Origin of the sequence: Roseovarius indicus (genome assembly GCF_008728195.1) — a bacterium.
Classification (GTDB): domain Bacteria; phylum Pseudomonadota; class Alphaproteobacteria; order Rhodobacterales; family Rhodobacteraceae; genus Roseovarius; species Roseovarius indicus.
The window spans coordinates 3,638,909-3,663,130 of record NZ_CP031598.1; the positions used below are offsets into that span (position 1 = coordinate 3,638,909).

Consider the following 24,222-nt stretch of genomic DNA (forward strand, 5'->3'; position numbering starts at 1 on the left):
ACAGGTCACCCGCAGAGCTTAGCCGCGGCCCGGCAAAGTGCAACATCGCACTCGGGCCCCGGCCTCACTTGCCATAGTAATCCCGGAACCATGCCACGAATTGGGCGATCCCGTCGCGCACATCCGTCTGCGGGCGATAGCCCGTCAGGCTCTGCAAAAGGCTCGCATCCGCCCATGTCGCCGGCACATCGCCCTTCTGCATCTCCATCAGGTTGCGCTTGGCTTTCCGGCCCAGCGCCTCCTCGATCGCCTCGACGAAATCCAGCAGGCGCACGGTCTGCGAATTGCCGATATTGACCACCCTGTAGGGGGCCACCGGCGACAGGCTGTCGCCCTCGGCAATATCCTCAGGGCTCTCGGGCCGCACCGGCGCCGCGTCGATCAACAGGCGGATGCCGCGCACCAGGTCCTCCACATAGGTGAAATCCCTGTACATCTCGCCGTGATTGTAGATGTCGATCGGCCGATCCTCGAGGATCGCGTCGACGAACTTATAAAGCGCCATGTCGGGCCGCCCCCAGGGCCCGTACACCGTGAAGAACCGGAACATCGTGGTCGGCAGGTTCCACAGATGCGCATAGGAATGCCCCATCGCCTCGCACGCCTTCTTGGTGGCGGCATAGATGGTCATCTGCGTGTCGGCCTTCTGCGTCTCGCGATAGGGCATGTCCGTCTCGGCGCCATAGACCGAGCTGGTCGAAGCCATCAGCAGGTGCCGCACCTCGTGCCGCCGGGCCACCTCCATCACGTTGAACGTGCCGACCACGTTGGCATCCACGTAAGCCCGCGGTGCCTCGAGGCTGTAGCGCACCCCGGCCTGCGCCGCGAGGTGAACGATCACATCCGGCCGAAACGCATCCGCCGCCGCATCGAGCGCGTCGGCATCCTCCAGCATCGCCTCGGTCGCAGCAAATCCCGGCTTCTGGTGCAGCATCTGGTGGCGGCGCTGCTTCAGGCTGACGTCGTAGTAATCCGTCATCCCGTCATAGCCATGCACCTCCATCCCTTCGTCCAGCAGCAAGCTGGCCAGGTGATAGCCGATGAATCCCGCCGTTCCGGTGATGAATACCCGTGTCATGCCCGACCCCGCCCCGATTGTTCTTATGCCAGATCGATAGCCGCTGACGCGCCGGCAAACAAGCTTTGCCCTGCCCGCTCTAACCCTGCTGTGGCGCGTCCGCCCCCATCTGCCCCAGCTCGGAGGAATAGAGCCGGTAAGCGCTGCGCCCGGCGGCCTTGGCGGCATAAAGCGCGGTGTCGGCGTCGTGCATCATCCGCGCCGGGTCAGGCGGGTCATACCGCTGGCTCAGGCTCGCGCCGATGCTGGCCGAGATCGTCAGCGATCGTTCGCCAAACGGGATGGGCCGCGCGATATCGCGGATCAGCCGCCCCGCCAGCCTGGCCACCGCCGACGCCTGGGTCTGACCCGGCAGCACCAGCAGGAACTCGTCGCCGCCAAGCCGGATCAGCGTGTCATGGTCCCGTGTGCCGCCGGTCAGCCGGCCGGCCACGGCCTGAAGCACCGCGTCACCGGCCGCATGCCCATAGGTGTCGTTCACGTCCTTGAAGTAATCGAGATCCAGGTGCATCAGCGCAAAGGCCGTTCCGGTCTCCGCCAGCCGCGCCATCACCGGGTCAAGCGCGCGACGATTGCGCAAGCCCGTCAGCTTGTCGGTGAACGCCGCCTGAACCGCCTCGATCCGGGCGCCGTCCAACCGGCTGTTCAGCCGCCGCAACTCCTCCATCGCGGCCGACTTGGCCTCGACCAGGTACAGCATCTCGATGGCAAGGTCCGTGGCGGCGAAATCCGCGCTGGTCAGCGCGAAATCCCGCACCGCGTCGACGATCGATATACCGAAGGACAGGTTCAGAACCGCACCGCCTTGCTCCTCCGGCCCGGGCAGCGGCACCAGCACGCCTTTCAGCTCGGTCTGCGGCGGCTTGCGCAGGGCGAAATGCAGCTTCCGCCCGGCCAGCGCGAGAAGCGCCTCCATGCTGTCCGACGTGCGCGGACGGCGCAGGTCCAGCAAGTCGCTCAGGTGCATCCCCTCGGGCGCCGCATCCGGGCTCAGCTTGCGCATCGCGGGGCCCGCATGAACCACGTGGCCCGAGCCGTCGAGCAAGATGTGCATCGGGCACAGCGTATCCAGCACCGCCCCCAGCTTCCCCGGATCAAGCCCCGTCTCGCTCATGGCGCCCGTGCCCCAAGGTCGAAGGCGCGCCCCTCGGTATAGGCCGCCTCGAGCAGCATGATCGCGATGATCTCCCGCCCCGGGCTTGCGCCCATATGTTCCAGCACCACCAGCGCGCCGTAATCGTCGGCCATCGCCCGCAGCAGGCCAACCATCACGTGCCCGAACCACGGCTTGCGCGTATCGTCGGATTTCACGACAAAGCTGAACGACCGCCTCCCGTGCTCGCGCAGTTCCATCTGCGGCAATGTCAGCTCCGGCACGGCCAATCGCACCCGCGCCGGCAGGTCATCGAGCGAATAGAGAAAGTCGATGAACGACGTACCGCCGAACCGCAGCAGCCGCCGCAGCGCCGCCGTCGAGGGCGAAGACACCAGGAACGTGCCGATATCCTCCAGCACCTCGTCACGCCCCTTGCCCAGCGCGAAGGCCAGCCCGTCGAGTATCTCTTCGGTGACCACCGGATCATAGGTCTGCATCGCCTCGAACGCCCGCACCGGCAGGTTCTGACGGCGGCAAAGCCTGTCCCAGAACACGGGTCCGTAGGTGTCGCGCGCAAAACGCTCTATGGCCTGGTTTATCAGCCCGTGCATGGTCTGCCTCCGAAATATCTTTATAGGTGACAGGACCACGTTAAAGAAGTGTCAATAAATTCAATTGTCCCGAATAAAGCCGCCTGCACCTTCCGCACAGGCGGCCCGTCATGTCGCGCTCCGGTCAGAAATCCGTCGGCGCCCCGCCCTCTTCCTTGCGGCGTTCGACGAACGCGGCCAGCTCCTCGCGAATGCCCTCGTCCATCGGCGGGGCCTCGAAACTGGCGATGATGTCGCGATAAACCTGATGTGCACGCTCCGCCGTCCAGCGGCTGCCCGCGGCCTCCCACGCCTCGTAGTTCCGCCAGTCGCTCAGGAACGGCTGGTAGAACGCCGTGGTGTAGCGGTCCTGCGTGTGCTGGATGCCGAAGAAATGGCCCTGATCGCCCACCTCCTTGACCGCGTCGAAGGCAATCTCGTCGGGGCCGGTCCTGGTGATCATCGGGTCCATGTAGCGCTGGATCTGCTGCAGGATCTCGCAATCCATCACGAACTTCTCGGGGCTCGCGATCAGCCCGCCCTCAAGCCAGCCAGCGGCGTGATAGATCATGTTCGCCCCGGCCTGCACGCCCGACCACAGGCTGTTCGAGGTCTCCCACATCGCCTGCCCGTCCGGCACGTTGGCGGCACAGACGCCACTCGCCCGCATCGGCAGCTTGTAGAACCGCGCCAGCTGCCCGGTCATCTGCGTCGCCCGCATGTATTCCGGCGTCCCGAACGCGGGCGCGCCCGACTTCATGTCGACATTCGAGGTAAACGTCCCGATCGCACAGCACGCCCCCGGCCGAATGAGCTGCGCCAGCACAATGGCACACAAGCCCTCGGCCAGCGACTGCGCCACAGCCCCCGCCATCGTCACCGGCGCCATCGCCCCGGCCAGCGTGAACGGCGTCACCACCAGCCCCTGGTTGCGCCGGGCGATCCGCATCCAGCCATCCAGCATCGGATAGTCATGCTTCAAGGGCGAGGTCGAGTTGATGTTGGTGTACATATGCGGCTTGGCTTCGAACTCGTCGCTCGTCAGCCCGCCGGCGATCCGCACCATCTCCATCACGTCCTCGACCCGCTCCTTGCCGAGGCAATAGGCATGCGCCACCTTGTCGGTAAGCGTCAGCTTGTCATAGAGCACGTCGAGATGCCGGATCGAGGGGTGCACATCCTGCGGCTCCACGGGGTAGCCGCCGACGAAATGGATGCAGTTGAAATACTGGCTCAGCTTCAGAAGGTTCGCGCACATCTCGCGCGTGCCTGTCACCTTGCGGCCGATATTCATGTCCCAGTAGCTCGGCGGCGACGACACGTTGCCAAAGTTGATATGCCGCCCGCCCATGGTCAGCGTCCGGTCCGGGTTGCGCGGGGTGATCGTCCATTCCTCGGGCGCCTTGGCAATCATCTCCATCACGAAATCGCGGCCCATGCGGACGTTCTCGCCGTCCACCGTGCAGCCGCCCGACGCTTTAAGGATTTCTAAAGCCTCGGGGTTCAGAAACTCGATCCCGATCTCCTCGAGGATTCGCATCGCCCCGTCATGGATCGCCTGCACGCCCTCTTCGGCCAGCGGCTCGACCGGGCGGTCGATGTTGATCGGCGGGCTCCAGGGCATCTGGTCGATGACCGCGGTGCCGCGGCGCTCTGCATTGCCCGCGCGGCCGCCGCCGCGTTTCCTGCGTTTGGCTTCTACTGCCATGGGAGACTCCTGTTAGCACTGTCCGGCATGACAGCACTGCTGACATCCCGAGAAATGCCAGTTAGCGACACGACATGTCGCTTTTGTTTTACCCGTGCGCTTGTTTTGGCCGAAGCCCCCGCCCGGTGACAGCCAGGTATATTGCAAGGCTGCCAACCACGACGGCCCCGCCGATCGCCATGTTCACCGTGGGCCGTTCGCCGACCCCGACCCACACCCAGATCGGCGCGAGAACCACCTCCAGAAGCATCATAAGGCTCACGTTGGCCGCCTGCGTATGGCGCGAGGCAAAGGACAGCGTGAAAAACGACACCGGCATTATCACGGCCCCCGCCACGATGATCGCCCAGGGGCGGCCCTCCGTCATGGCATCGGCCCCGGTGATGGTCAGCCCGGTCAGCCCGGCCATCCATGCCCCCACGCCGATCACCAGCATGATCGGCAGGCCCGGCCTTGCCCTCAGAATGGTGAAATTCAACGCCAGCACCAGCGCCACGGCCAGCCCGAACGCCGCGCCCAGCAGGGCGCGCAGGTTCAGCGTGACCTCTCCGTCCTCCCCGCCCGAGACGGCGATCGCGATCCCGCCGATCGTCGCCGCCATCGCGGCCCATGTCGCCACCTGCGTCGGCTCGGCCAGGATCACCCGGCTCAACAGCGCCGAGAAGACAGGCACCGCCGCCACCCCGATCAACACCGCCGCCGCCGGCGCCGACGCGATGCCGAGGCTGAACAGGATCGAGTTGAACAACTGGCAGACGATGATCGCCCCCGCCGCGCCGGTGCCCAGCTGCGCCAGGTCGCCCCGCCGGTCGCGGCTCAGCACCGCCCAGCCGAACAGCATGACGGAGCCCATCAGCATCCCCCGCCATCCCACCATCTGGAAGCCGTCCATCTCCGACAGGCGCATGAACATGGCGTCGGGTGTCAGGAACAGGGCCCCGGCCATCGCCAGGAAGATACCGTAAAGCGGATGCCGGCTCATGCCGACAGCCAGCCCGGGATATCTCCGATATGGGCGAGCACGTGATCCGCGAAAGGCGCCAGCTCGCCTGCGCCGGCTGCGCCGGTCAGCACCGCCAGCGTCTGCATCCCCGCCGCCCGTCCGGCCACCAGGTCATGGGTGCTGTCGCCCACCATCGCCACCCGCCCGGGCGCCAGCCCGTGCGCCCGCGCGAACGCCAGAAGCGGCCCGGGGTCCGGCTTGGCGCCAAAGCCCGAATCGAACCCGGCCACGAAGTCGAAGAACCCGTCCACACCGGCCGCGCGCAGATGCGCATGCGCCGTGGCTTCGCTGTCATTGGTCATCACGCCCAGCACCAGCCCCTGCACCTTCAGCCCCTCCAGCAGCGGCGCCAACGGCACGGCCGGGGCAAGCGGCGCCTGTTGCGCGTGGTAATCGAGCAGGTCCTCCACGGCATCCACATCCGACCGGCCCAGCGCACCGGCCACGCATTCCGCAACGTAGCGGTTCGGGCTTGCGATGGCCGGGCTGCCGGGGCGGAACTGCCCGGTCTCGAGATCGAAATCCAGCCCACGCGACAGCGCCTGCGCCACGGCCGGGTCGCCTTCCGACAGCGTGACGATCAGCTCCGACGCCCACACGCTCCACGTCGCGTGGAAATCGAACAGGGTGCCGTCCTTGTCGAAGAGCAGCCCGTCAAGCTTCGTAACCGGAATGTTCACGACTCGTCCTTATGTCCAGTGTACCTGCGCCCCGCCCGGAAGGGCGGCGCGGGCGGCCATCGGGGCCGTGTTCTCCAGCCCCGCCTCGGCACAGAAGGCCACGACCCAGGCATCGTCCATCATGACGAAATCAAGAACCGAACCAAGGAATTCAGGGTCTTGCGCGCCGGCCCGCAGGTCCGCCTCCGACGCGCCGGTCGCGCCGAGGAAGACCGGCAACAACTCATCGTTCCCGGCCAGCCAGGCCAGGCATTTCAGTGCGATCGCTTCGGCGGCGTCCTGTGTCAGATTCAACTGAGTTAATTCCCGGAAAGGTTTTCTTAACTTCTGACATGGATAGTCGACATACCAAAAAGAACAAGTCTGAAGGGCTTTCCGTTGATGACAGGAAGAATTCTGATTGTCGACGCGCTGGCGACCAACCGGATCGTATTGAAGGTCAAGCTTTCGGCGGCCTTCTACCGGGTGGTCCAGGCCAGAAGCGGCCATGACGCGATCGGGCTGGCCCGCCGGGCCCGGCCCGATCTCGTGATCATCGGCGATCTGCCCGACATGAAGCCGGCCGATTTCATCGCCCGGCTCGAGCGCGAGCTGGGCACGCCCGCCCCGCCCGTCCTGGCCCTTCTCCCGCAGGGTCAGGGTGCACTCCGCATCGCGGCGCTTCAGGCCGGCGCCGCCGACGTCATCACCCAGCCCTATGACGAAAACGTCCTGCTCGCCCGGCTCCGGTCGATCATGCGCCACCGTCAGCTCGACGCCGATCTCGGCATGCCGCCCGACACGGCCCACGCCCTCGGCTTCGCCGAGGAACCGGCAGGCTTCGAGCGGCCGCAATCCGTGGTCGTGCTCGCCGACACGATCGAACGGGCCGAGGCGCTCCGCACCCGCCTCGCCGGCAGCCCGGGTCTGGACATCACGGCGCTCGGCCATGGTGAACCCCGCGCCGCGGCCGCGCTCCGCCGCGCGCCCGACGCCATCGTCCTGCGGATCGGGCCCGAAAACACCAAGCCCGGCCTCATCCTCCTGGCCGAGCTTCAGGCCGCGCCGCGCACCCGCCGCGCCCGCGTCGTCGCCCTGATCGACGACGACATCGCGCATCTCGCCGCGCCCGTCCTCGACATGGGCGCGCACGACGCCCAGCCCGCCACGATCGACGACCATGAACTGGCCCTCCGCCTGTCCTTCCAGCTGTCCCAGAAACGCCGCAGCGATGCGCTGCGCGGCAAGCTGGAAGACGGGCTTCAGGCCGCGGTGGTCGACCAGCTGACCGGCCTTTACAACCGCCGCTACGCGCTCAGCTACCTCAAGCGCATGATTGCCGAGGCGCATGCCGCGGGCCAGACCTGCGCCGTGCTGGTGGCCGACCTCGACCATTTCAAATCCGTCAACGACACCCATGGCCATGCCGCCGGCGACACCGTGCTGGCGCATGTCTCGGCGCGCATGCGCGCCGCCCTGCCCGCCGACAGCATGATTGCCCGCATCGGCGGCGAGGAATTCCTGATCGCCCTGCCCGACACCTCGCTTTCCGGGGTCCGGCACGTCGCCGATCATCTGCGCCGCGTGGTCCGCGACACCGCCGTGCCACTGCCCTCCGGCGACGGGCCCGTGCGCGTGACCATCAGCATCGGCGCCGCGCTCGCGACGCCCACGACACCCCGCGCCCAGACCGATGTCGGCAAGCTCGTCGCCCAGGCCGACAAGGCGCTCTACGGGTCGAAATCCGGCGGGCGCGACACGGTGACCGTCTGCATGCGCCCGGCCGCCTGACCCCGGTCAGTCGCGGTTGTGCCGCCGCTCCTTCCGCTCGACCAGCCGGTCGGCATAGGCGGCGCGTTCCTCGTCATCCATCGCCACAAGCTGTTCGATCAGCAACGACTGTCCAAGACTCAGCCGCTCGCGGAACATGCCCTGTATCCTCTCCAGCCGTGCCTCCACCGCCTGCGGGTCGAACGGCGTCGCCTTCAGGTCGGCAATCAGCCCCTCGAACTGCTCGCCGTGCCGGTCGCGCGAGAACGAGCCGTCGCGATACGCCTGGCGGATCTTCTGGCCGATCGCCCGCCGATCTTCCTCGCTCAGCGCCCGTGTCAGCGGTCCGCCCATCGTCTCCAGCCGCGGCGGCCCCTTGGGGTGCCACCGGCCGCCGGAAAAGAACGCCCCGGCCACCGCGCCCGCCACCAGCAGGTTCAGCCCCAGCGACGCCACCAGCAGGATCTTCACCCACCCGCGCGACTTTCCCTTGGTTTCGTCACCCATCAAAAGCCTCCATCGGCAATCACGAACGTGGCGTCCGGGTCGAGGTCGATCAGGTAGGCCTCGTTGGCCCCCGCCATCACGTCCTGCGCAACCCCCGCCAGCCCCGAAGGCGGGCTGACCCCGATCCAGAGCCCGGCCACGGTCGCCGTCGCCAGCCCCGCCATCGCGGGCCAGCCGCCCAGCGCCTGTGCCAGCCCGGCAAACAGGCCCCGTCGCGGCCCCGGCGCGGGCGCCTCGGCCCGCTCGGCCTGCACCCGGTCGGCATCCGCCATGATCCGCGCCATCAGCGCGTCGCCCGGCTCGGGCCGCGCGGCCCGGCCGGCGTCGAAAAACGCCTTCAGCGGATCGGTGTTCTCTGGTTCATCCATCATCCGTATACCCCAAGTCCTGGCGCCGGGCGGACAACTCCGCCGCCAGCGCCCTTTTTCCACGTGCCACGAGGCTTTCCACCGCCTCCACGCTGATCTCCATGATCTCGGCAATCTCGGGGTTCCCGAGTTCCTCGATATGGCGCAGAACCACCGCCTCGCGCTGCCTATCGGGCAGCCTGTCCAGCGCGTCCTGCAACGCATCGGCCCTTGCCTTTTCCTGCAGGCCCTCGGCCGGGCCGGGCCGCTCGTCTTCCGGTTCCGGCGCCTCGTCGAGCCCCACGCCCCGCGCCTTGCGCAGCCGGTCGGTGCACAGGTTGGCGGTCACCCGGTACAGCCAGGTGGTCACCTTCGCCTCGCCCTGCCGCCACTCCGGCGCGATCCGCCACAGCCGCAGCATCGCCTCCTGCGCCACGTCCTCGGCCTCGGCCCGGTTGCCCACCATCCGCTGCGCCTGCGCCAGCACCCGCGGCACCAGCCGCGCCGTCAGAACACGCGCCGCCACCGGGTCGCCGTTGGCATAAAGCACAAGCAGCGCCTCGTCGGGGGCTGAATTCTGTTCATCAAACGGCATGGTCATCGTCCGAAGCGCGCTATGCCTCAAGGTGGCGGGCCAACGTCAGGCCCCTCGGGCGGCGATGGTGACCGGAGCGCCCACCGAAGGCAAGGGCGCTCCCGGTCTGTACGGTCAGTCCTGCATCATATCGTCATCGTGACCATGCCGGCGCTTGCCATGCTCACCATGCTTGCCGTGATGCTTGCTGAAGCGCTCCTTCATCGCGTCGAACTCTTCGCGCGACACCGAGCCGTCGCCATCCTGATCGACCCGGGCGAACATCTTGTCGGCCCGATCGCCGCGCATCTCTTCCATGCTCAGCGCGCCGTCGGCATCGGCATCCTTGCGTTCGAACATCCGGTTGAGGAACCGCTCGCGGCGCTCGGCCTGGCGGGCTTCCATCCGGGCCGACATCTCCTCGCGGGTGATCTTGCCGTCGCCATCGGCGTCGGCATCGGCAAAGCGGGCCTGCATGCGCGCCTGCATCTCCTCGCGGCTCACCGCACCGTCGCCATTCGCATCGAGCTCTTCGAACGATGGACGCTTGCCGTGGTGTCCCTTTGCCATGTCATCGCCTGCAGCGGCGCCCTGGGTGGCAGCGCCGGCCAGAATGGCGGCGCCCAGGCTGGCGATCAGAAAACCGTTTTTCATCTCATCAACTCCTTGAGATCTTACCTGTATCAGCTCCTGCAACCGGCCGGCTTCCCGCGCCGGTTACACATACTGAACGCAGCGGCCCGGCAATTCCGTCGCCACCTCGCAAAGAAATTTGCAGCAGCATATTTGCGACATCCGGCCGCAAGGACGTTCTGCACCCTTTCAATTCGCCGTGGCTTTGCCCATTTTTGCCGCTATCGCGAACGAGGCTCTCCATGACCGAAAAGTCCATCAGCACCGACACCCGGGATTTATGGCCCGCCGTGCGCCGCGGGTTCCGCCGCAAGTGCCCCAACTGCGGCTCGGGGCCGATGATGAAGGGCTATCTCAAGGTGCGCGACACCTGCACCGTCTGCCGCGAAGACCTCAGCCATCACCGCGCCGATGACGGGCCGGCCTATCTCACGATCCTGATCGTCGGCCACCTTATGGCGCCGCTGCTGCATGTGTCCTTCACCATGTTCCGGCCCGAGCCGCTGGTGCTCTTCACCATATTCGCTATTGGCTGCGTCACGCTCTCGCTCTACCTTCTGCCCCGGCTCAAGGGGGCCGTGGTGGGCTTTCAATGGGCCCGCCACATGCACGGGTTCGGCGAAAAGGCGTAAGGCCCCGTCGGCAGAAGACAGGGAAGACCGCACACCATGACCGTCGACAAAACCGCCGTTCGCGACGCCGCCACCGTGATCGTCCTGCGCGACCGGATGACCACGCCCAGCGTCCTGATGGGCCAGCGCGGCGCCAAGGCGGCCTTCTTCCCCTCGAAATTCGTCTTCCCGGGCGGCGCGGTCGATGCCGACGATGCCGGTGTGCCGCTTGCCACTCCGCTGTCGGATCTCTGCCGCGACCGCCTGCTGGAAGCCAGCGAGACCGATCTCTCGCACGCGCTCGCCGCCGCCGCCATCCGCGAACTGTGGGAGGAAACGGGCCTCCTGCTTGGCGAGCCCGGCGACTGGCCCGGCACGCCCCACCCCGACTGGCAGAGCTTCGCCGACGCCGGCTACCTGCCCTCGGCATTGGGCATGCAGTTCTTCTTCCGCGCCCTCACCCCCCCGGGCCGGCCCCGCCGCTTCGACGCGCGCTTCTTCCTCGTCGATGCCGACCGGATCGAGGGCGACCTCGACGACTTCTCCGCCGCCTCCGAGGAACTCTCGCACCTGCAATGGGTGCCGCTGGCCGAGGCCCGCGCCCTCGACCTGCCCTTCATCACCGAAGTCGTTCTGGCCGAAATCGCCGCCTGCGCCCGCGACCTCACCCCGCCGGCCTCGATCCCGTTTTTCAAGAACAACGATGAAGAAAGCCTGTTCCTCAGGCTGCGGGGCGTGGCACCGGTAGGTTAGGCCAACCCACCTCCGAGCAACGCAGCCTCGCCCGGCTCACGTGGGCCTACCCCACCAACACCAATAGCAGGATACTCACCGTCAAAAGCGCGATCCCCGTCAGCTCCCGCCGCGTGATTGTCTCCTTGAAGAACATCACCGACGCCATCAGCGAGAAAATCACCTCGACCTGCCCCACGGCAAACACGTAAGCCGCGTTCTGCAACGTGAAGGCCGTGAACCACCCGACCGATCCGCCAAGGCTCGCCACACCCATCCAGATCGCCCGGCCCCGCGCCGCCCAGACGCGACTCACCTGCCCCGGCTCCCGCCAGCGCAGCCAGGCCATCATCCCCGCCGTCTGCGACAGCGTCACCGCCGACACCGTCACCACCGCGCGCAGGAAGGCATCGTCGCTCGCCACTTCCAGCGTCGCGCCCCGGTAGCTCACCGCCGACACCGCGAACAACGCCCCCGACAAAAGCCCCAGCCCCGCCGCCTTGTTCATCAGCCGCTTCAACCGCCCGCCCTCGAGGTCGGGCGTATCCGACAGCACAAGAACCCCGGTCAGCCCGACGACAATCGCCACGAGGCCCGGCACACTCACCGCATCCCCAAGCACGATGAGCCCGACCAGCGCGGTCTGGATGACTTCCGTCTTCTTGAAGGTTATCCCCACGGCAAAGTTGCGCTGCGAAAACAACAGCACCACGCACCATGTCGCCAATATCTGCGTCAGCCCGCCAATCAGCGCATAGGTCCAGAAGACCCGCCCCAGCGCCGGCACATCGACCCCGCCCCAAAGGACATAACCAACGGCCAAAAGGAACGCGCAAGGAGCGGCATAGAAGAACCGCGCAAACGTCGCCCCACCCGCCGACAACGTCCCCATGCTGAGCGATTTCTGCAGCATGAAGCGCAGCGTCTGGAACGCTGCGGCAAGAATGGCAAGGTAGATCCAGGCTTCCATGCCCAAGGCCTATGCCGAACTTTCCCGGCAATGACCAGCGACAGCTTGTACCCCTTACAATGACAAAGGGGGCCCCTATGGCCCCCTTTTCAGATCACTCCGCCGGCTGGTCCGGCTTGCCCCCGGGCGCGGGCCACATCGGGTGCGGCACAGGGTCTTTCGGTTTCAGGAAATGCCGCGCGAAGATCTCGGCATAGGAGCGGTAGTAATACCCGTCATTCCGCTTGAGATACTTTTCCCGGTTCTCGTCGAAAAGCTTCGGCAGCCGGTACCACGCTACCTTGGGGTGCATATGGTGCACCACGTGCAGGTTGTTGTTCAGGAAGATCAGCGCCAGCGGCCCCTTGTCCTCGATCACCACGGTCCGCCCGCTCGCCCGCTCATGCGCCCGGTGCTCCAGGAACGTCCGGATCTTCAGGATCGAGAAACCGGCATAGGCCGAAACAAGGTAGGCCCAGAAAGGCATCGGCGCCCAGATCACCAGCGCCACCACCGGCACCACGCCCGGCAGGTGCAAAAGCCACGCGTTCAGCACCTTGCCATCCCCGTTCCGGATCGCGCGCCAGTCGTCCCGGCACATCGTCCAGACCGACAATGCCGGACCCAGAAGCATCCGCCCCGCCAACGTGTTGTTGATCCGCAGCAGAACCTGCCCCCAGCGCGGCAGCCGCACCCAGACATCGGGGTCCATGTAATTCGACTCCGGGTCGTCATAGGGATCGGTCAGGATCGAGTCGACGTGATGCGCAAGGTGCAGGTCGCGGAACCGCCGATACGGGATGAACAGCCCCAGGCAAAGGAACACCGTCGCCTCGTTCAGCCGCTCGCTCTTGAACGGGTGCCCGTGCAGCGCTTCATGCGTCAGCGACGAATGCAGCGCCACGGCCAGCGTCGCCAGCCCGATCCCCAGCGGCAGCCACAGCGCCGCCGCCCATGTGATCGCCAGCCCCCAGGCCGCGTAACACAGCAGCATCAGGCCGACGGTCGGCCACTCGATTCCAGCTTCCTTGCGAAAGGTCTCAGCCATACAAACGTCCCCAGTTGATGCGGGACCAGATACGCTCGTAGACGAAATAGCAGCTCAGCCCGATGGTGGTGTTGATCACGGCCATCGCACCGCCCACGGCGGCCGACCCGGTCATCGCAAGGCCCACAAGGCTCATCACCGCCAGGCCGATTGCATTCCACACCACAGCTTTCACAAGCGTCCGCGCTCGCGTCTCCATTCCATACTCCGGATTTTCCCCAATTCACGGAAACGTTACGTCAGAACCTGTCAGCAGAATATTCCGAAAATGGTTAACATTTTTCTGCATTGGTGATATTTATCACCATATGCGGGAAATCATCGACAAGCGCGACCGCGCCACCCTCTTTCGCAGCCGCATCGCCGAGGCGATGCGCGACCGCGGCACAACCCAATCCGGCCTGGCCCGCGCCGTGGGCGTCGACCGCTCGACCATCTCGCAACTCATCAAGGGTTCCGGCGCCCGCCTGCCCAACGCGCAGGTGGTGGGCGAATGCGCCGCCGCCCTCGGCGTCTCCGCCGACTGGCTCCTGGGCCTCACCGACCGCCCCGAAACCGCCGCCGACATCGTCGCCAACACCCTCTCGCTCACCGAGGCGCCCCGCGCGCTGGTCGACGAACAGATCTTCCGCTGGCACCAGGAGGCCGCGGGCTACAAGATCCGCCACGTCCCCGCCGGCATGCCCGACATGCTCAAGACCCGCGCCATGCTCGAATGGGAATACGCCCCCCACCTCGGCCGCAGCATCGACCAGGCCATCGGCGCCTCCGAAGACCGCCTCTCGTGGATGCGCCGCACCCAGTCGGATTACGAGATCGCCCTGCCCCTCTTCGAGATCGACGCCTTCGTCCGCGGCGAGGGCTACTACGCGGGCCTCCCCCGCGACGTGCGCGAGGAACAGGTGCAATACCTCCTCGAAGTGGCCGAACAGCTCTACCCGCGCATGCGCATCTACCTCTTCGACGCCCGCCGCCTCTACTCGGCGCCGGTCACCATCTTCGGGCCGCTGCTGGCGGCAATCTATATCGGCCAGAACTACATGGTCTTCCGCGACACCGAACGGGTACAGGCGCTGACCGGCCATTTCGACCACCTCGTGCGCGAGGCCCATGTCACCGCCCGCGCGCTGCCCGACCATATCCGCGCGATCTGGGCCGAGACCTGAGCGGCGATGGACAGCCCCGACCGGCCCGGCTACGCTGCCCTACCGCCACCGGAGACCCCGCCCATGCTCACCCGCCGCCTCTTTACCGCCGCTGCCCTGGCAACCCTCGCCACCGCCGGCCAAGCCCATGACAGCCAGATCCTCGACATCGCCGGGCAATACACCGCCCAGGGCCGCCACCCCGACGGGCGTGCCTATACCGGGCCGGTCGAGATCTTCCAGCAGGGCAGCGAGGTCGAGATCTACTGGTCCATCGACGGCCACAGCTACCAGGGCCGCGGCAACGTGCAGGGGCGCATCGTGACGGTGAACTGGGGCGCGGCGACGCCGATCGTCTACGTGGTCACCGGCCGCGAACTGCACGGCACATGGGACAGCGGCACCGGGCTCGAACGGCTCATTCCGCGTTAGACCTCAAGGTCCGTCAATCCTGATGGTTTCCGCCGCGCAATCGCCAGCCCGTCCGGGCGGTTTGGCGATTGCGCGGCGGCGCGCCAAGGCGCGCCTTTGTTCCGCGCGCTGGAGCCTCAACGCCGACTTACCAAGATCAAAACGGCATCGGATGCGCCCGATGCGCCTTGTCGATATCCTCCAGCACCTCGTCGCTGAGCTTGACCTCGTCACTCCCGATCGCCGTCATCAGCTGCGCCTGCGTCGTGCAGCCGAAGATCACCGAGCACATGAAAGGCCGCGTTTCGCACCACGCCAGCGCCATCTGCGTCGGGTCCAGCCCGTGCTTCTCGGCCACCGCCACGTAAGCGTCGACCGCCTCGTAAGCCCGGTCCAGCACGCGACCGCCCAGCGTCGGGTTCACCTCGATCCGCGAGCCCTCGGGCTTCGCACCACCTCGGTACTTGCCCGTCAGCAGCCCCTGCGCCAAGGGCGAAAACGCCAGCAGGCCCACATCCTCGTTCACGCTCATCTCGGCCATGTCGGTGTCATACAGCCGGCACATCAGCGAATACTCGTTCTGCACCGACGCCACCCGTGGCAGCCCCCGGTCCTCGGAAATCCGCAACCACTGCGAGGTGCCCCACGCGCTCTCGTTCGACAGGCCGAAATGGCGGATATTGCCCTTGTCGACCTGCTTCTGCAGCGCCTCGAGCGCGTCCTCCATATGAGCGATGGTCTCGGCCCGGTCCTGCCCCGAGGGGTCGAATGTCCAGTTCTTCCGGAACATGTAGCTGCCCCGGTTGGGCCAGTGAAACTGGTAGAGATCGATGTAATCCGTCTGCAGGCGCCGCAGCGATCCCTCCACCGTCTCCGGTATCGTCTTCGAGGAAATCGGCGCGCCATCCCGCACCATCTTCTGGCCCTCGCCCGAATGCTTGGTGGCCAGGATAACCTCGTCCCGCCGGCCGCTCTTGGCAAACCACGTCCCGATGATCTCCTCGGTGCGGCCCACCGTCTCTTTCGAGACCGGGTTCACCGGGTACATCTCGGCGGTGTCGATGAAATTGATGCCATGGTCGAGCGCGGTGTCGATCTGCCCGTGGCCCTCCTCCTCGGTGTTCTGCGTGCCCCAGGTCATCGAGCCCAGGCAAAGCGCACTCACCTCAAGCCCCGTCCGTCCAAGCGGGTTCATCTTCATGTCCCGAATTCCTTTCCCTGTTCCAGTGTTGCGGCGAACCTAGAACAAGTTGGCGGGAGGGGGAAACGCAATATCGACCCGGTGTCACCCCCTCCGCCACGTGAATGCCCTGCAAAACACCATTGAGAACAAACCGCGAACAAACTATCCTCCCCCCATGACCACCGAGCTTCTCACCCGGCGCACCCATCGCACCCCGACCCGCCCCGACCTCACCGTTCTGGGCGAGCTCACCCTGCCGCTGGCCCGCCTGCACGAGATCTGCGGCCCGGCCCGGCACACGCTCGCGATGCTCATCGCCGCCGCCACCCAGGGCCCCGTCTTCTGGATCACCCCCGCCTGGACGACCGATGCGCTCAACCCCGACGGCATGGTGGCCCTGACCCAGCCGAACCGCTTCACCTTCCTCGCCCCCCGCCGGGCCGAAGACCTGCTCTGGACGCTGGAAGAAGCCCTCCGCAGCGGCCTCGTCCCCCTCGCCATCGCCGAACTGCCCGAACCGCCCGGCATGACCGCCGTCCGCCGCCTCCACCTGGCGGCCGAAACCGGCGCGGCCGAGGGCCACGGCGCCCCCCTCGGCCTGATCCTCACCCCCGGCGACGGCGGCGCGCCCGGCATCGAGACGCGCTGGCACATGGCGCAGGCCCATACCCCCGGCGCGCCCGGCTGGGCCCTCACCCGCCGCCGCGCCCGCACCCTGCCGCCGAAAGACTGGCACCTCGCCGGCCGCCCCGGCCGCTGGCGCCTGACCCCGTCCACGCTGACAGAAGCGTGATTGGCCCGGGCCCGCAAACCAGCTACTTACCCAACGTAATGATTCGAGCCCTCGCCGCCTTCGTGCTCTGCCTCGCCGCCGCGGCCGCCTCCGCCGCGCCCGAACGCTATCTCCTCGACACCGCCCGCTCGCAGGTCACCTTCACCTACAGCTTCCAGGGCCGCGAGCAGCAGGGCACCATGCCGGTGCAGGCCGCCGAAATGGTACTCGATCTCGACACCCTTTCCGCCAGCCGCGTCTCGGTCACCCTCAACGCCCGCGCCGCCCGCGCCGGCTTCGTCTTCGCCACCAACGCCATGCGCGGAAAAACCGTGCTCGACACCGACGCCCACCCGGCAATCACCTTCCGCTCCACCTCGATCCGGGGCAGCCTGCGCGGCGCTGCCGTGACCGGCCAGCTCACAATTCGCGGCGTCACCCGCCCCGTCACCCTCAAGGCCGGCCTCTACCGCCAACAGGGCACCGCCCGCACCGACCGCGACAACCTCGTCGTGCTGCTCACCGGCGAGGTCAGCCGCTCGGCCTTCGGCGCCTCGGGCTATCCCAACATGGTCGGCGACCGGATCGGCCTGCGCGTCGTCGCGGTAATCGGCAAATAGCCTGCCGGCGCGCAAAAACCCGCCCCTTCACGGAAAACGACACGTTCCTGTCGAATATGCGCTTCCAACCGCCGCCCAACCTGCCAAGGTAAGGGCATCATGCGCCTGATCATTTCCTTCGCCGCCCTCTTTCTCTCGGTCATTCTCCTCCAGCTCTCCTCCGGCGGCGTGGGCCCGCTCGACGCGCTCTCCGGCATCGCGCTCGACTTCACCACCACCCAGATCGGCCTTCTGGGCTCGGCGCATTTCATCGGCTTCTTCATCGGCTGCTGGTGGGCGCCCCGGCTGATGGGCAGCGTCGGCCATTCCCGCGCCTTCGCGGCCTTCACGGCGGCCGGCACGATCGGGCTGCTGATGCACATGCTGGTCATCGACCCCTGGGCCTGGACGCTGATGCGTGTCGCCACCGGCTGCTGCGTCGCCGGCTGCTACACGATCATCGAGGCCTGGCTGCAGGCCAAGGTCACCAACGAAACCCGCGGCCGCACCATGGGCGGCTACCGGATCGTCGACACAACCGCCTCGCTGATGGCGCAGCTGGTGATCTCGGTGCTCGAACCGGCCTCCTACGTCTCCTACAACATCCTCGCGCTCTTCTGCTGCGCGGCCCTCATCCCGCTCACCCTGACCCGCGTCCGCCAGCCCGAAACCCCCGCCGCCCCGCGCCTGCGCCCGAAACTGCTCATCGAATGCTCCCCCCTCGCCGCCGCCGGCGTATTGGTCGCGGCCGTCTCCAGCGCCTCCTTCCGCATGGTGGGGCCGCTCTACGGCGAAGGCGTCGGCCTCGTGCCCGACCAGATCGCCTGGTTCCTCGCCTCCTTCGTCCTCGGCGGGGCGATCGCGCAATACCCGGTGGGCTGGCTCGCCGACAAGTATGACCGCCGCCACGTGCTCATCGGCCTCTCGGTCGCGGCCATCCTCAGCTGCATCGTCACCGCCTCGGTGCAGGAGCTCAGCGCCACGGGCGTCATGCTCACCGCCTTCTTCTTCGGGCTCACCTCGATCCCGATCTACTCGGTCTCCGCGGCCCACGCCAACGACTTCGTCGACAGTGCCCAGCGGGTCGAACTCTCGGCGGCCCTGATGTTCTTCTTCGCCACCGGCGCCATCGCCGCGCCCCTCTTCGCCTCGACCCTCATCGCCGCCTTCGGCCCCGCGGCCATGTTCACCATGATCGCCGTCGCCCACGCCTATCTCATCGTCTACGGCTTCCTCCGCATGCGCCGCCGCAGCTCGCCCGACCAGCGCACCCGCTATGTCTGGTCACCCCGCACCAGCTTCACCATCGGCCGCCTCACCGGCAACGACCGCGACCGCAACGGCGACTAGGCCCGCAGCCTCTGGCCCTGCCCGCCAAGCTGCGCTAAAGGGGGCGCGCAGCCAAACCGAGGGGCAGGACAACACGCCATGGCACGTCACCTGATCACATCCGCCATCCCCTACATCAACGGGATCAAGCACCTGGGCAACCTCGTGGGCAGCCAGCTGCCCGCCGACCTCTACGCCCGCTACCTGCGCGGGCGCGGCCACGAGGTGATGTTCCTCTGCGCCACCGACGAGCACGGCACGCCCGCGGAACTCGCCGCCGCCAAGGCCGGCAAACCCGTGGCCGAGTACTGCGCCGAGATGTGGCAGGTGCAAAAACAGCTCTCCGACGGGTTCGGCCTCAGCTTCGACCATTTCGGCCGTTCTTCCTCGCCCCAGAACACCGCCCTCACCCAGCATTTCGCGGGCAAGCTCTACGAGGCCGGCCTGATCGAGGAAGTGACGGAGAAACAGGTCTATTCCAACGCCGACGGCCGCTTCCTCCCCGACCGCTATATCGAGGGGACCTGCCCCAATTGCGGCTACGACAAGGCCCGCGGTGACCAGTGCGAGAACTGCACCAAGCAGCTCGACCCGACCGACCTCATTGACCCGCGCTCGGCCATCTCCGGCTCGACCGATCTCGAGGTGCGCGAAACCAAGCACCTCTACCTCCGCCAAAGCCAGATGCGCGACCGGCTCAATAACTGGATCGACTCGAAAACCGACTGGCCGATCCTGACCACCTCGATCGCGAAGAAATGGCTCAACGACGGCGACGGCCTGCGCGACCGCGGCATCACCCGCGACCTCGACTGGGGCATCCCCGTCAAGCGCGGCAGCGAGGACTGGCCCGGCATGGAAGGCAAGGTCTTCTACGTCTGGTTCGACGCGCCCATCGAATACATCGCCTGCGCCGGCGAATGGGCCGAAGCCACCGGGCGCACCGAGGCCGACTGGCAACGCTGGTGGCGCACCGACAAGGGCGCCGAAGACGTCCGCTACACCCAGTTCATGGGCAAGGACAACGTGCCCTTCCACACGCTCTCCTTCCCGGCCACCATCCTCGGGTCGGGCGAGCCGTGGAAGCTCGTCGACTACATCAAGTCCTTCAACTACCTCAATTACGACGGCGGCCAGTTCTCCACCTCCCAGGGCCGCGGCGTCTTCATGGACCAGGCGCTCGACATCCTGCCCGCCGACTACTGGCGCTGGTGGTTGCTCAGCCACGCCCCCGAAACCTCCGACGCCGAATTCACCTGGGAGAACTTCCAGGCTTCGGTGAACAAGGACCTCGCCGACGTGCTGGGCAACTTCGTCTCCCGCGTCACCAAGTTCTGCCGCTCCAAGTTCGGCGAAGAGGTCCCGGCAGGCGGCACGATGGGCGAGCGTGAAACCGCCCTCATCGAGGAACTCACCACCAAGCTCCACGCCTACGAGGGCCACATGGACGCCATCGAGGTGCGCAAGGCCGCCGCGGCGCTCCGCTCCATCTGGGTCGCGGGGAACGAGTACCTGCAGGACGCCGCCCCCTGGGCCACCTTCAAGGAAGACCCCGAGACCGCCGCGATGCAGATCCGCCTCGCCCTCAACCTCATCCGCGTCTACGCGGTCCTCTCGGCGCCCTTCATCCCCGACGCCTCCGCCCGGATGCTGTCCTCGATGAACACGCTCGACCCGGACTGGCCGTCAGACCTGCAATCGGCCCTCGCCACCCTGCCCGAGGGCCACGCCTTCACCGTGCCGGACGTGCTCTTCGCCAAGATCACCGACGATCAACGCGAAGACTGGGCCACCCGCTTCGCCGGCACGCGCAGCTGAAACGCCGGAACGGGTATTTGAAACCATAGGGAAGCCGCGACCGCGCCCTGCTTCTTCTTGTTCTCAAGTATCCCGGGGGTCTGGGGGCAGCGCCTCCAGGGCCTGCGTGGCCCGAACGCAAACTCACCGGCTGCGCCGAACAGGCGCACAATCGGATCACGGCAACAGCCCGACCCCCACCAGCTTCCGCGCCGCGATATCGGCCACCACGGGCACGAAGCCGGGCATCGGCAGCCCGCCATAGTGGTACACGCCCAGGCCGCCCGACATCACCAGCACCGCCCCGAAGACCATCGGCGGCACCGGCCGGCGCAGCCACCCGGCCTCGGTGTGAATGGCCAGGAGCATCGTCAGGAACGCCGCGCTGAACATGAACATCGACATCCAGCGGCCCCAGTCCACCGCCACCGCGTAAAGCGGCAGGAACCCGGCAAACACCACCGCCCCGGCCGCCAGCCAGAGCCGCGTCTTCGGCGCATGCCGATACGCCAGCGCCACCGGCACCAGCAGGGCCCCGAAAACCAAGGCCGCCGCCGTCTGGCTGTACCTGTCCAGCAGGTTCCGCAACGGCCCCCGCGCCGACCCGGCCGGGTCATCCATCCAGTCGATCGCCCCGCCGCAGATCTCCGGAGACAGCCCCCGTGCCGTCAGCGCCACGCACATCGCCACCGTGTCCGGCAGGCTCCGGTACTGGATCGCGAAACCGAACCCAAGAACCCCGATCGCCAGGATCACCGCCACCATCCGCATCCGCCGCTCCGGCGCCTCCGCGCCGAACCGGATCATCACGCCAACGCACAGCGCCGGCGCGAAGAACGCGTTCGCCTCATGCGCCGCCACCGCCACCGCGAAGAGCACCGGCACCAGCCAGGCCGCGACACGCCCGCGCCCCTGCGGCAACAAGGGCAGAAACGCCAGCAGACCCAGCAGCTCCTTCCGGAACGCCCCCACGGAATCGATCGCCCAGAACGTCACCAGCAAGGGCGACACCAGGATCAGCAAAAGCCGGTCCGGCAGCCGCGCCAGCAACGCCCCGTGAAAGATCATCGCGAAGATCGCCACCACCAGCACCGCCTGCACGCCGCCCACCAGCGGCAACAGCCCGATGCCCGTCGCGTCCGAGACGGCGAGGAACACCTCTCCGGCGACCCCGCGCCGCACCAGCCCGCTTTGAAGATTGACCAGCCAGTCACCCTGCGTGAACGGCCCCCCGCCATTCCCGATCAGCCAGTTCAGCCTCCACAGCACCACCGCCAGCGCGACGGAGAAGACGAAGCCCAGTATGGCCACGTTCCGCGCCGGCCACGCCGGCGCAGCCACCCCTGGCCGACCGACCGTCATCCGGCACGTCGCCGGCTATGCCAACGTCCTGAAAACATCCCTCTCCGCTCCCCAATGCGGACCGGAGCAGCCTAGCACGAAACAAGGTAAACTCATTCAAACTATCGCATTCCAGAACGGAAACACTGTGTCCGCACCGGGCAAAGGCCGAAGGCCGGGCCCTGTCAGCCGCCCTCGCCCAGCGTGACCTCGATCTCCCGCGTCTCCCCCTCTCGTCGCAGGCTGAGACGGACCGTATCCCCCGGCCGGTGCGCCTCCAGCGCCGCCAGCAGGTCGTCGACCCCGCGCACCGTCTCGCCGCCCAGCCCCGTCACGATGTCCCCCGCAACAAGCCGCCCGTCGCCCGACAGCCGCGCCGGTTCCAGCCCCGCCCGCGCCGCGGCCGAGCCCGGCTCGACCCCGAGGATCAGAACCCCCTCCAGCCCCTCGCGCCGGGCCATCTCGTTCACCCGCGGGTCATAGCGAATGCCGATCGACGGCGGCGCATAGCGCCCCGTCTCGATCAGCTCCGGCACCACCCGGTTCACCGTGCCCACCGGCACCGAGAACCCGATCCCGGCGCTGGCCCCCGACGGGCTGTAGATCGCCGTGTTCACCCCGATCAACCGCCCGGCACTGTCCAGCAAGGGCCCGCCCGAATTGCCGGGGTTGATCGCCGCATCGCTCTGGATAAGCCCGGTGATCGGCCGGCCCGCGGGCGACGGCAACTCCCGGTCGAGCGCCGAGACGATCCCCCGCGTCAGCGTCCAGTCCAGCCCGAACGGGTTGCCGATCGCCAGCACGGTCTGACCCACTTGCAAGTCATCGCTGCTGCCCACCGTCACCGGCTCCGGCAGGTCGCGCGCATCGATCCGCAGCACGGCCAGGTCATGCGACGGGTCCCGCCCCACCAGCTCGGCCGGAAAGCTCCGCCCGTCGGCCAGCCTTACCGTCGCGGCCGACGCGCCCTCGATCACATGCGTGTTGGTCACGACATGCCCCCGGTTGTCCCACAGAAACCCCGACCCCGTGCCGCGCGGCTGTTCATACACGTTGCGCGACCACGGGTCCCTGACCCGCTCGGCGGTGGAAATGAAAACGACGCTGTCGCGCGCCGACTGGAACAGCTCGATCGTCGCCTGCTCCTCTCCGGCCAGGTCGCCCCGCGCCGTCACCACCCGCGGCGCGGCCTCGGGCTCCAGGTAGGCCATCCGCAGCGCCGGCATCACCTGGTAGGTCGCCACCACCAGCATGGCCGCGAGCGTGATCATCAGAAGACGAACGGTGAATCGATAGGTCATGGAAACGCGCACTCCCCCAATAAAACCATGAAGGACAGGTGGCGGCAGGCCGCGGCGGTTTCAAGCCGACGGGCCCGTCTCTCCCGTACCTTTCGGTGACGCCTTGCAACGCCCCCGCCGCGCCACGGCCCGGCGCAAAACGGAAACATACGTATGAACGCCGAAAAGGTTTCACGCCCGGCACGGCCTGCGCAGCATCCCGCCGCGACCCGGGGCGCAAATTGGCTGAATTCAGCCAGCGCCACCCGCCGGTAACCGCGGATCGTTGAAACCGCCCGGTTGCGCACATTTCTTTGTCCAACCCGGCCGACCCCCGTGTCCCGGGCCATCGAAATGAACCAAAGGTGAGCTCAATGAAACTCAGATCACTCGCACTCACGACCGCACTGGCCTCAACCCTGGCGCTGCCCCTTCAGGCCCAAGGGCTCGGCGGTGTCGGCGCTGACGCAGGCGTTGGCGCAGATGCCGGTGTCGGCGCAGATGCAGGCGTGGGCGGTGTCGGCGCAGACGTGGGCGTGGGCGCAGATGCCGGCGCAAGCGTCGGCACCGACGGCGCCAGCGTGGGCACCGATGCAGACGCCAGCGCCAGCGCAGGCGTCAGCGGCAGCTCGACCACGGGTGACGACAGCGACACCGCAGACACCGACACCGCGGACAGCAGCACCGGCGAAGACGAAAGCAGCGCCGGCGCATCGGCGGCCGCGTCTGTCGGCACGGGCACGCAAGGCTCGGGCGAGCTGAACGCCGCCGTCGCGGCCGGTGCCGACGTGCTCTCCGCCGACGGCCAGGTCATCGGTCAGGTCAGCGGCCTGCGCACCGACGAGAAGGATGGCAGCACCCAGGCCGTCATCGACCTCGCGGCCGATCTGCAAGGCCCGCACAGCCAGGTTGCGGTCGAGGCGCAGAACCTCTCGCAACAGGCCGGCGGCCAGCTCAGCTACGGCATGACCAAGGCCGACCTGCAGGGCCACCTGACGGCCAGCGCCGCCGGCACGGCCCGGTCCGGCATGTCCGACTAAAGGGGTCTTCCCCGCCGGGC

At 67.3% G+C, this 24,222-nt stretch carries 27 protein-coding genes; 10 read left to right on the top strand and 17 right to left on the bottom strand.

The window, feature by feature from the left end; all coding sequences use genetic code 11:
* Window positions 1–64 precede the first annotated feature (64 nt).
* The 7 genes from RIdsm_RS17460 to RIdsm_RS17490 all read right to left on the bottom strand — a co-directional run bounded on the left by RIdsm_RS17460 (window position 65) and on the right by RIdsm_RS17490 (window position 6,449).
* Window positions 65–1,078 (bottom strand): NAD-dependent epimerase/dehydratase family protein, encoded by a 1,014-nt coding sequence (locus tag RIdsm_RS17460; RefSeq protein ID WP_057816907.1) that lies wholly within the window; start codon window positions 1,076–1,078, stop codon window positions 65–67.
* A gap of 79 nt (window positions 1,079–1,157) precedes the next feature.
* Window positions 1,158–2,192: a GGDEF domain-containing protein gene (locus RIdsm_RS17465; RefSeq protein ID WP_057816908.1), complete on the bottom strand. Its 1,035-nt coding sequence runs from the start codon at window positions 2,190–2,192 to the stop codon at window positions 1,158–1,160.
* The gene (locus tag RIdsm_RS17470; RefSeq protein WP_057816909.1) at window positions 2,189–2,785 is read right to left on the bottom strand and encodes a heme NO-binding domain-containing protein; all 597 of its coding nucleotides are present in this window, start codon (window positions 2,783–2,785) and stop codon (window positions 2,189–2,191) included. The genes RIdsm_RS17465 and RIdsm_RS17470 overlap by 4 nt, the downstream gene beginning before the upstream one ends.
* Before the next feature lie 124 nt (window positions 2,786–2,909).
* Entirely contained in the window at window positions 2,910–4,472 is a 1,563-nt protein-coding gene (locus tag RIdsm_RS17475; RefSeq protein WP_057816910.1) for a trimethylamine methyltransferase family protein, read from the bottom strand.
* 88 nt (window positions 4,473–4,560) lie between these two features.
* Window positions 4,561–5,454: a DMT family transporter gene (locus RIdsm_RS17480; protein ID WP_057816911.1), complete on the bottom strand. Its 894-nt coding sequence runs from the start codon at window positions 5,452–5,454 to the stop codon at window positions 4,561–4,563.
* Entirely contained in the window at window positions 5,451–6,155 is a 705-nt protein-coding gene (locus tag RIdsm_RS17485) for an HAD family hydrolase (RefSeq protein ID WP_236553253.1), read from the bottom strand. The genes RIdsm_RS17480 and RIdsm_RS17485 overlap by 4 nt, the downstream gene beginning before the upstream one ends.
* Window positions 6,156–6,164: 9 nt before the next feature.
* Window positions 6,165–6,449, bottom strand: coding sequence for a DUF3572 domain-containing protein (locus RIdsm_RS17490; RefSeq protein WP_057816912.1), 285 nt, complete (start codon window positions 6,447–6,449; stop codon window positions 6,165–6,167).
* A gap of 87 nt (window positions 6,450–6,536) precedes the next feature.
* Between RIdsm_RS17490 and RIdsm_RS17495 the strand changes: the two genes are divergently transcribed.
* Window positions 6,537–7,925 (top strand): diguanylate cyclase, encoded by a 1,389-nt coding sequence (locus RIdsm_RS17495; RefSeq protein WP_057816913.1) that lies wholly within the window; start codon window positions 6,537–6,539, stop codon window positions 7,923–7,925.
* 6 nt (window positions 7,926–7,931) lie between these two features.
* Here the strand turns inward: RIdsm_RS17495 and RIdsm_RS17500 are convergent, their stop codons facing one another.
* From RIdsm_RS17500 to RIdsm_RS17515, 4 genes are all read right to left on the bottom strand, one after another.
* Window positions 7,932–8,411: a periplasmic heavy metal sensor gene (locus RIdsm_RS17500; protein ID WP_057816914.1), complete on the bottom strand. Its 480-nt coding sequence runs from the start codon at window positions 8,409–8,411 to the stop codon at window positions 7,932–7,934.
* Window positions 8,411–8,782 (bottom strand): hypothetical protein, encoded by a 372-nt coding sequence (locus RIdsm_RS17505; RefSeq protein WP_074940425.1) that lies wholly within the window; start codon window positions 8,780–8,782, stop codon window positions 8,411–8,413. The genes RIdsm_RS17500 and RIdsm_RS17505 overlap by 1 nt, the downstream gene beginning before the upstream one ends.
* Window positions 8,772–9,359, bottom strand: coding sequence for an RNA polymerase sigma factor (locus tag RIdsm_RS17510; protein WP_057816916.1), 588 nt, complete (start codon window positions 9,357–9,359; stop codon window positions 8,772–8,774). The genes RIdsm_RS17505 and RIdsm_RS17510 overlap by 11 nt, the downstream gene beginning before the upstream one ends.
* 108 nt (window positions 9,360–9,467) lie before the next feature.
* On the bottom strand, window positions 9,468–9,986 hold the full coding sequence (locus RIdsm_RS17515; RefSeq protein ID WP_057816917.1) for an EF-hand domain-containing protein: 519 nt from the start codon (window positions 9,984–9,986) through the stop codon (window positions 9,468–9,470).
* 221 nt (window positions 9,987–10,207) lie between these two features.
* Between RIdsm_RS17515 and RIdsm_RS17520 the strand changes: the two genes are divergently transcribed.
* Window positions 10,208–10,597: a DUF983 domain-containing protein gene (locus RIdsm_RS17520; RefSeq protein ID WP_057816918.1), complete on the top strand. Its 390-nt coding sequence runs from the start codon at window positions 10,208–10,210 to the stop codon at window positions 10,595–10,597.
* A gap of 36 nt (window positions 10,598–10,633) precedes the next feature.
* Window positions 10,634–11,329 (top strand): NUDIX hydrolase, encoded by a 696-nt coding sequence (locus tag RIdsm_RS17525; RefSeq protein ID WP_057816919.1) that lies wholly within the window; start codon window positions 10,634–10,636, stop codon window positions 11,327–11,329.
* Window positions 11,330–11,375: 46 nt separating this feature from the next.
* Here the strand turns inward: RIdsm_RS17525 and RIdsm_RS17530 are convergent, their stop codons facing one another.
* From RIdsm_RS17530 to RIdsm_RS17540, 3 genes are all read right to left on the bottom strand, one after another.
* Window positions 11,376–12,278, bottom strand: coding sequence for a DMT family transporter (locus RIdsm_RS17530; protein ID WP_057816920.1), 903 nt, complete (start codon window positions 12,276–12,278; stop codon window positions 11,376–11,378).
* Between the two features lie 94 nt (window positions 12,279–12,372).
* A complete protein-coding gene (locus RIdsm_RS17535) occupies window positions 12,373–13,305 on the bottom strand; it encodes a fatty acid desaturase (RefSeq protein ID WP_057816921.1) in 933 nt (310 codons plus the stop codon).
* On the bottom strand, window positions 13,298–13,504 hold the full coding sequence (locus RIdsm_RS17540) for a DUF2061 domain-containing protein (protein ID WP_057816922.1): 207 nt from the start codon (window positions 13,502–13,504) through the stop codon (window positions 13,298–13,300). Before RIdsm_RS17540 ends, RIdsm_RS17535 begins: the two co-directional genes overlap by 8 nt.
* A 109-nt stretch (window positions 13,505–13,613) precedes the next feature.
* Between RIdsm_RS17540 and RIdsm_RS17545 the strand changes: the two genes are divergently transcribed.
* On the top strand, window positions 13,614–14,471 hold the full coding sequence (locus RIdsm_RS17545) for a helix-turn-helix domain-containing protein (protein ID WP_057816923.1): 858 nt from the start codon (window positions 13,614–13,616) through the stop codon (window positions 14,469–14,471).
* Window positions 14,472–14,534: 63 nt separating this feature from the next.
* Window positions 14,535–14,882 (top strand): hypothetical protein, encoded by a 348-nt coding sequence (locus RIdsm_RS17550; protein ID WP_236553255.1) that lies wholly within the window; start codon window positions 14,535–14,537, stop codon window positions 14,880–14,882.
* Between the two features lie 136 nt (window positions 14,883–15,018).
* Here RIdsm_RS17550 and RIdsm_RS17555 read toward each other — a convergent pair whose 3' ends face one another.
* Window positions 15,019–16,062 (bottom strand): aldo/keto reductase, encoded by a 1,044-nt coding sequence (locus RIdsm_RS17555; RefSeq protein WP_057816924.1) that lies wholly within the window; start codon window positions 16,060–16,062, stop codon window positions 15,019–15,021.
* 157 nt (window positions 16,063–16,219) lie between these two features.
* On the opposite strand from RIdsm_RS17555, the gene RIdsm_RS17560 reads away from it, so the two are divergent.
* The 4 genes from RIdsm_RS17560 (at window position 16,220) to metG (ending at window position 20,562) form a co-directional block, all read left to right on the top strand.
* Window positions 16,220–16,837: an ImuA family protein gene (locus RIdsm_RS17560; protein ID WP_057816925.1), complete on the top strand. Its 618-nt coding sequence runs from the start codon at window positions 16,220–16,222 to the stop codon at window positions 16,835–16,837.
* 38 nt (window positions 16,838–16,875) lie between these two features.
* Window positions 16,876–17,436, top strand: coding sequence for a YceI family protein (locus RIdsm_RS17565; protein ID WP_057816926.1), 561 nt, complete (start codon window positions 16,876–16,878; stop codon window positions 17,434–17,436).
* Window positions 17,437–17,535: 99 nt separating this feature from the next.
* Window positions 17,536–18,765: an MFS transporter gene (locus RIdsm_RS17570; RefSeq protein ID WP_057816927.1), complete on the top strand. Its 1,230-nt coding sequence runs from the start codon at window positions 17,536–17,538 to the stop codon at window positions 18,763–18,765.
* Between the two features lie 78 nt (window positions 18,766–18,843).
* On the top strand, window positions 18,844–20,562 hold the full coding sequence (gene metG, locus RIdsm_RS17575) for a methionine--tRNA ligase (RefSeq protein WP_057816928.1): 1,719 nt from the start codon (window positions 18,844–18,846) through the stop codon (window positions 20,560–20,562).
* 156 nt (window positions 20,563–20,718) lie between these two features.
* On the opposite strand, the gene RIdsm_RS17580 is transcribed toward metG, so the two are convergent.
* Both RIdsm_RS17580 and RIdsm_RS17585 read right to left on the bottom strand, forming a co-directional pair.
* Window positions 20,719–21,882, bottom strand: a complete 1,164-nt coding sequence (locus tag RIdsm_RS17580) for a hypothetical protein (RefSeq protein WP_143100494.1) — start codon at window positions 21,880–21,882, stop codon at window positions 20,719–20,721.
* Between the two features lie 185 nt (window positions 21,883–22,067).
* Window positions 22,068–23,183 (bottom strand): S1C family serine protease, encoded by a 1,116-nt coding sequence (locus RIdsm_RS17585; protein WP_057816930.1) that lies wholly within the window; start codon window positions 23,181–23,183, stop codon window positions 22,068–22,070.
* Between the two features lie 353 nt (window positions 23,184–23,536).
* On the opposite strand from RIdsm_RS17585, the gene RIdsm_RS17590 reads away from it, so the two are divergent.
* Window positions 23,537–24,202: a hypothetical protein gene (locus RIdsm_RS17590; RefSeq protein ID WP_057816931.1), complete on the top strand. Its 666-nt coding sequence runs from the start codon at window positions 23,537–23,539 to the stop codon at window positions 24,200–24,202.
* Window positions 24,203–24,222 lie beyond the last annotated feature (20 nt).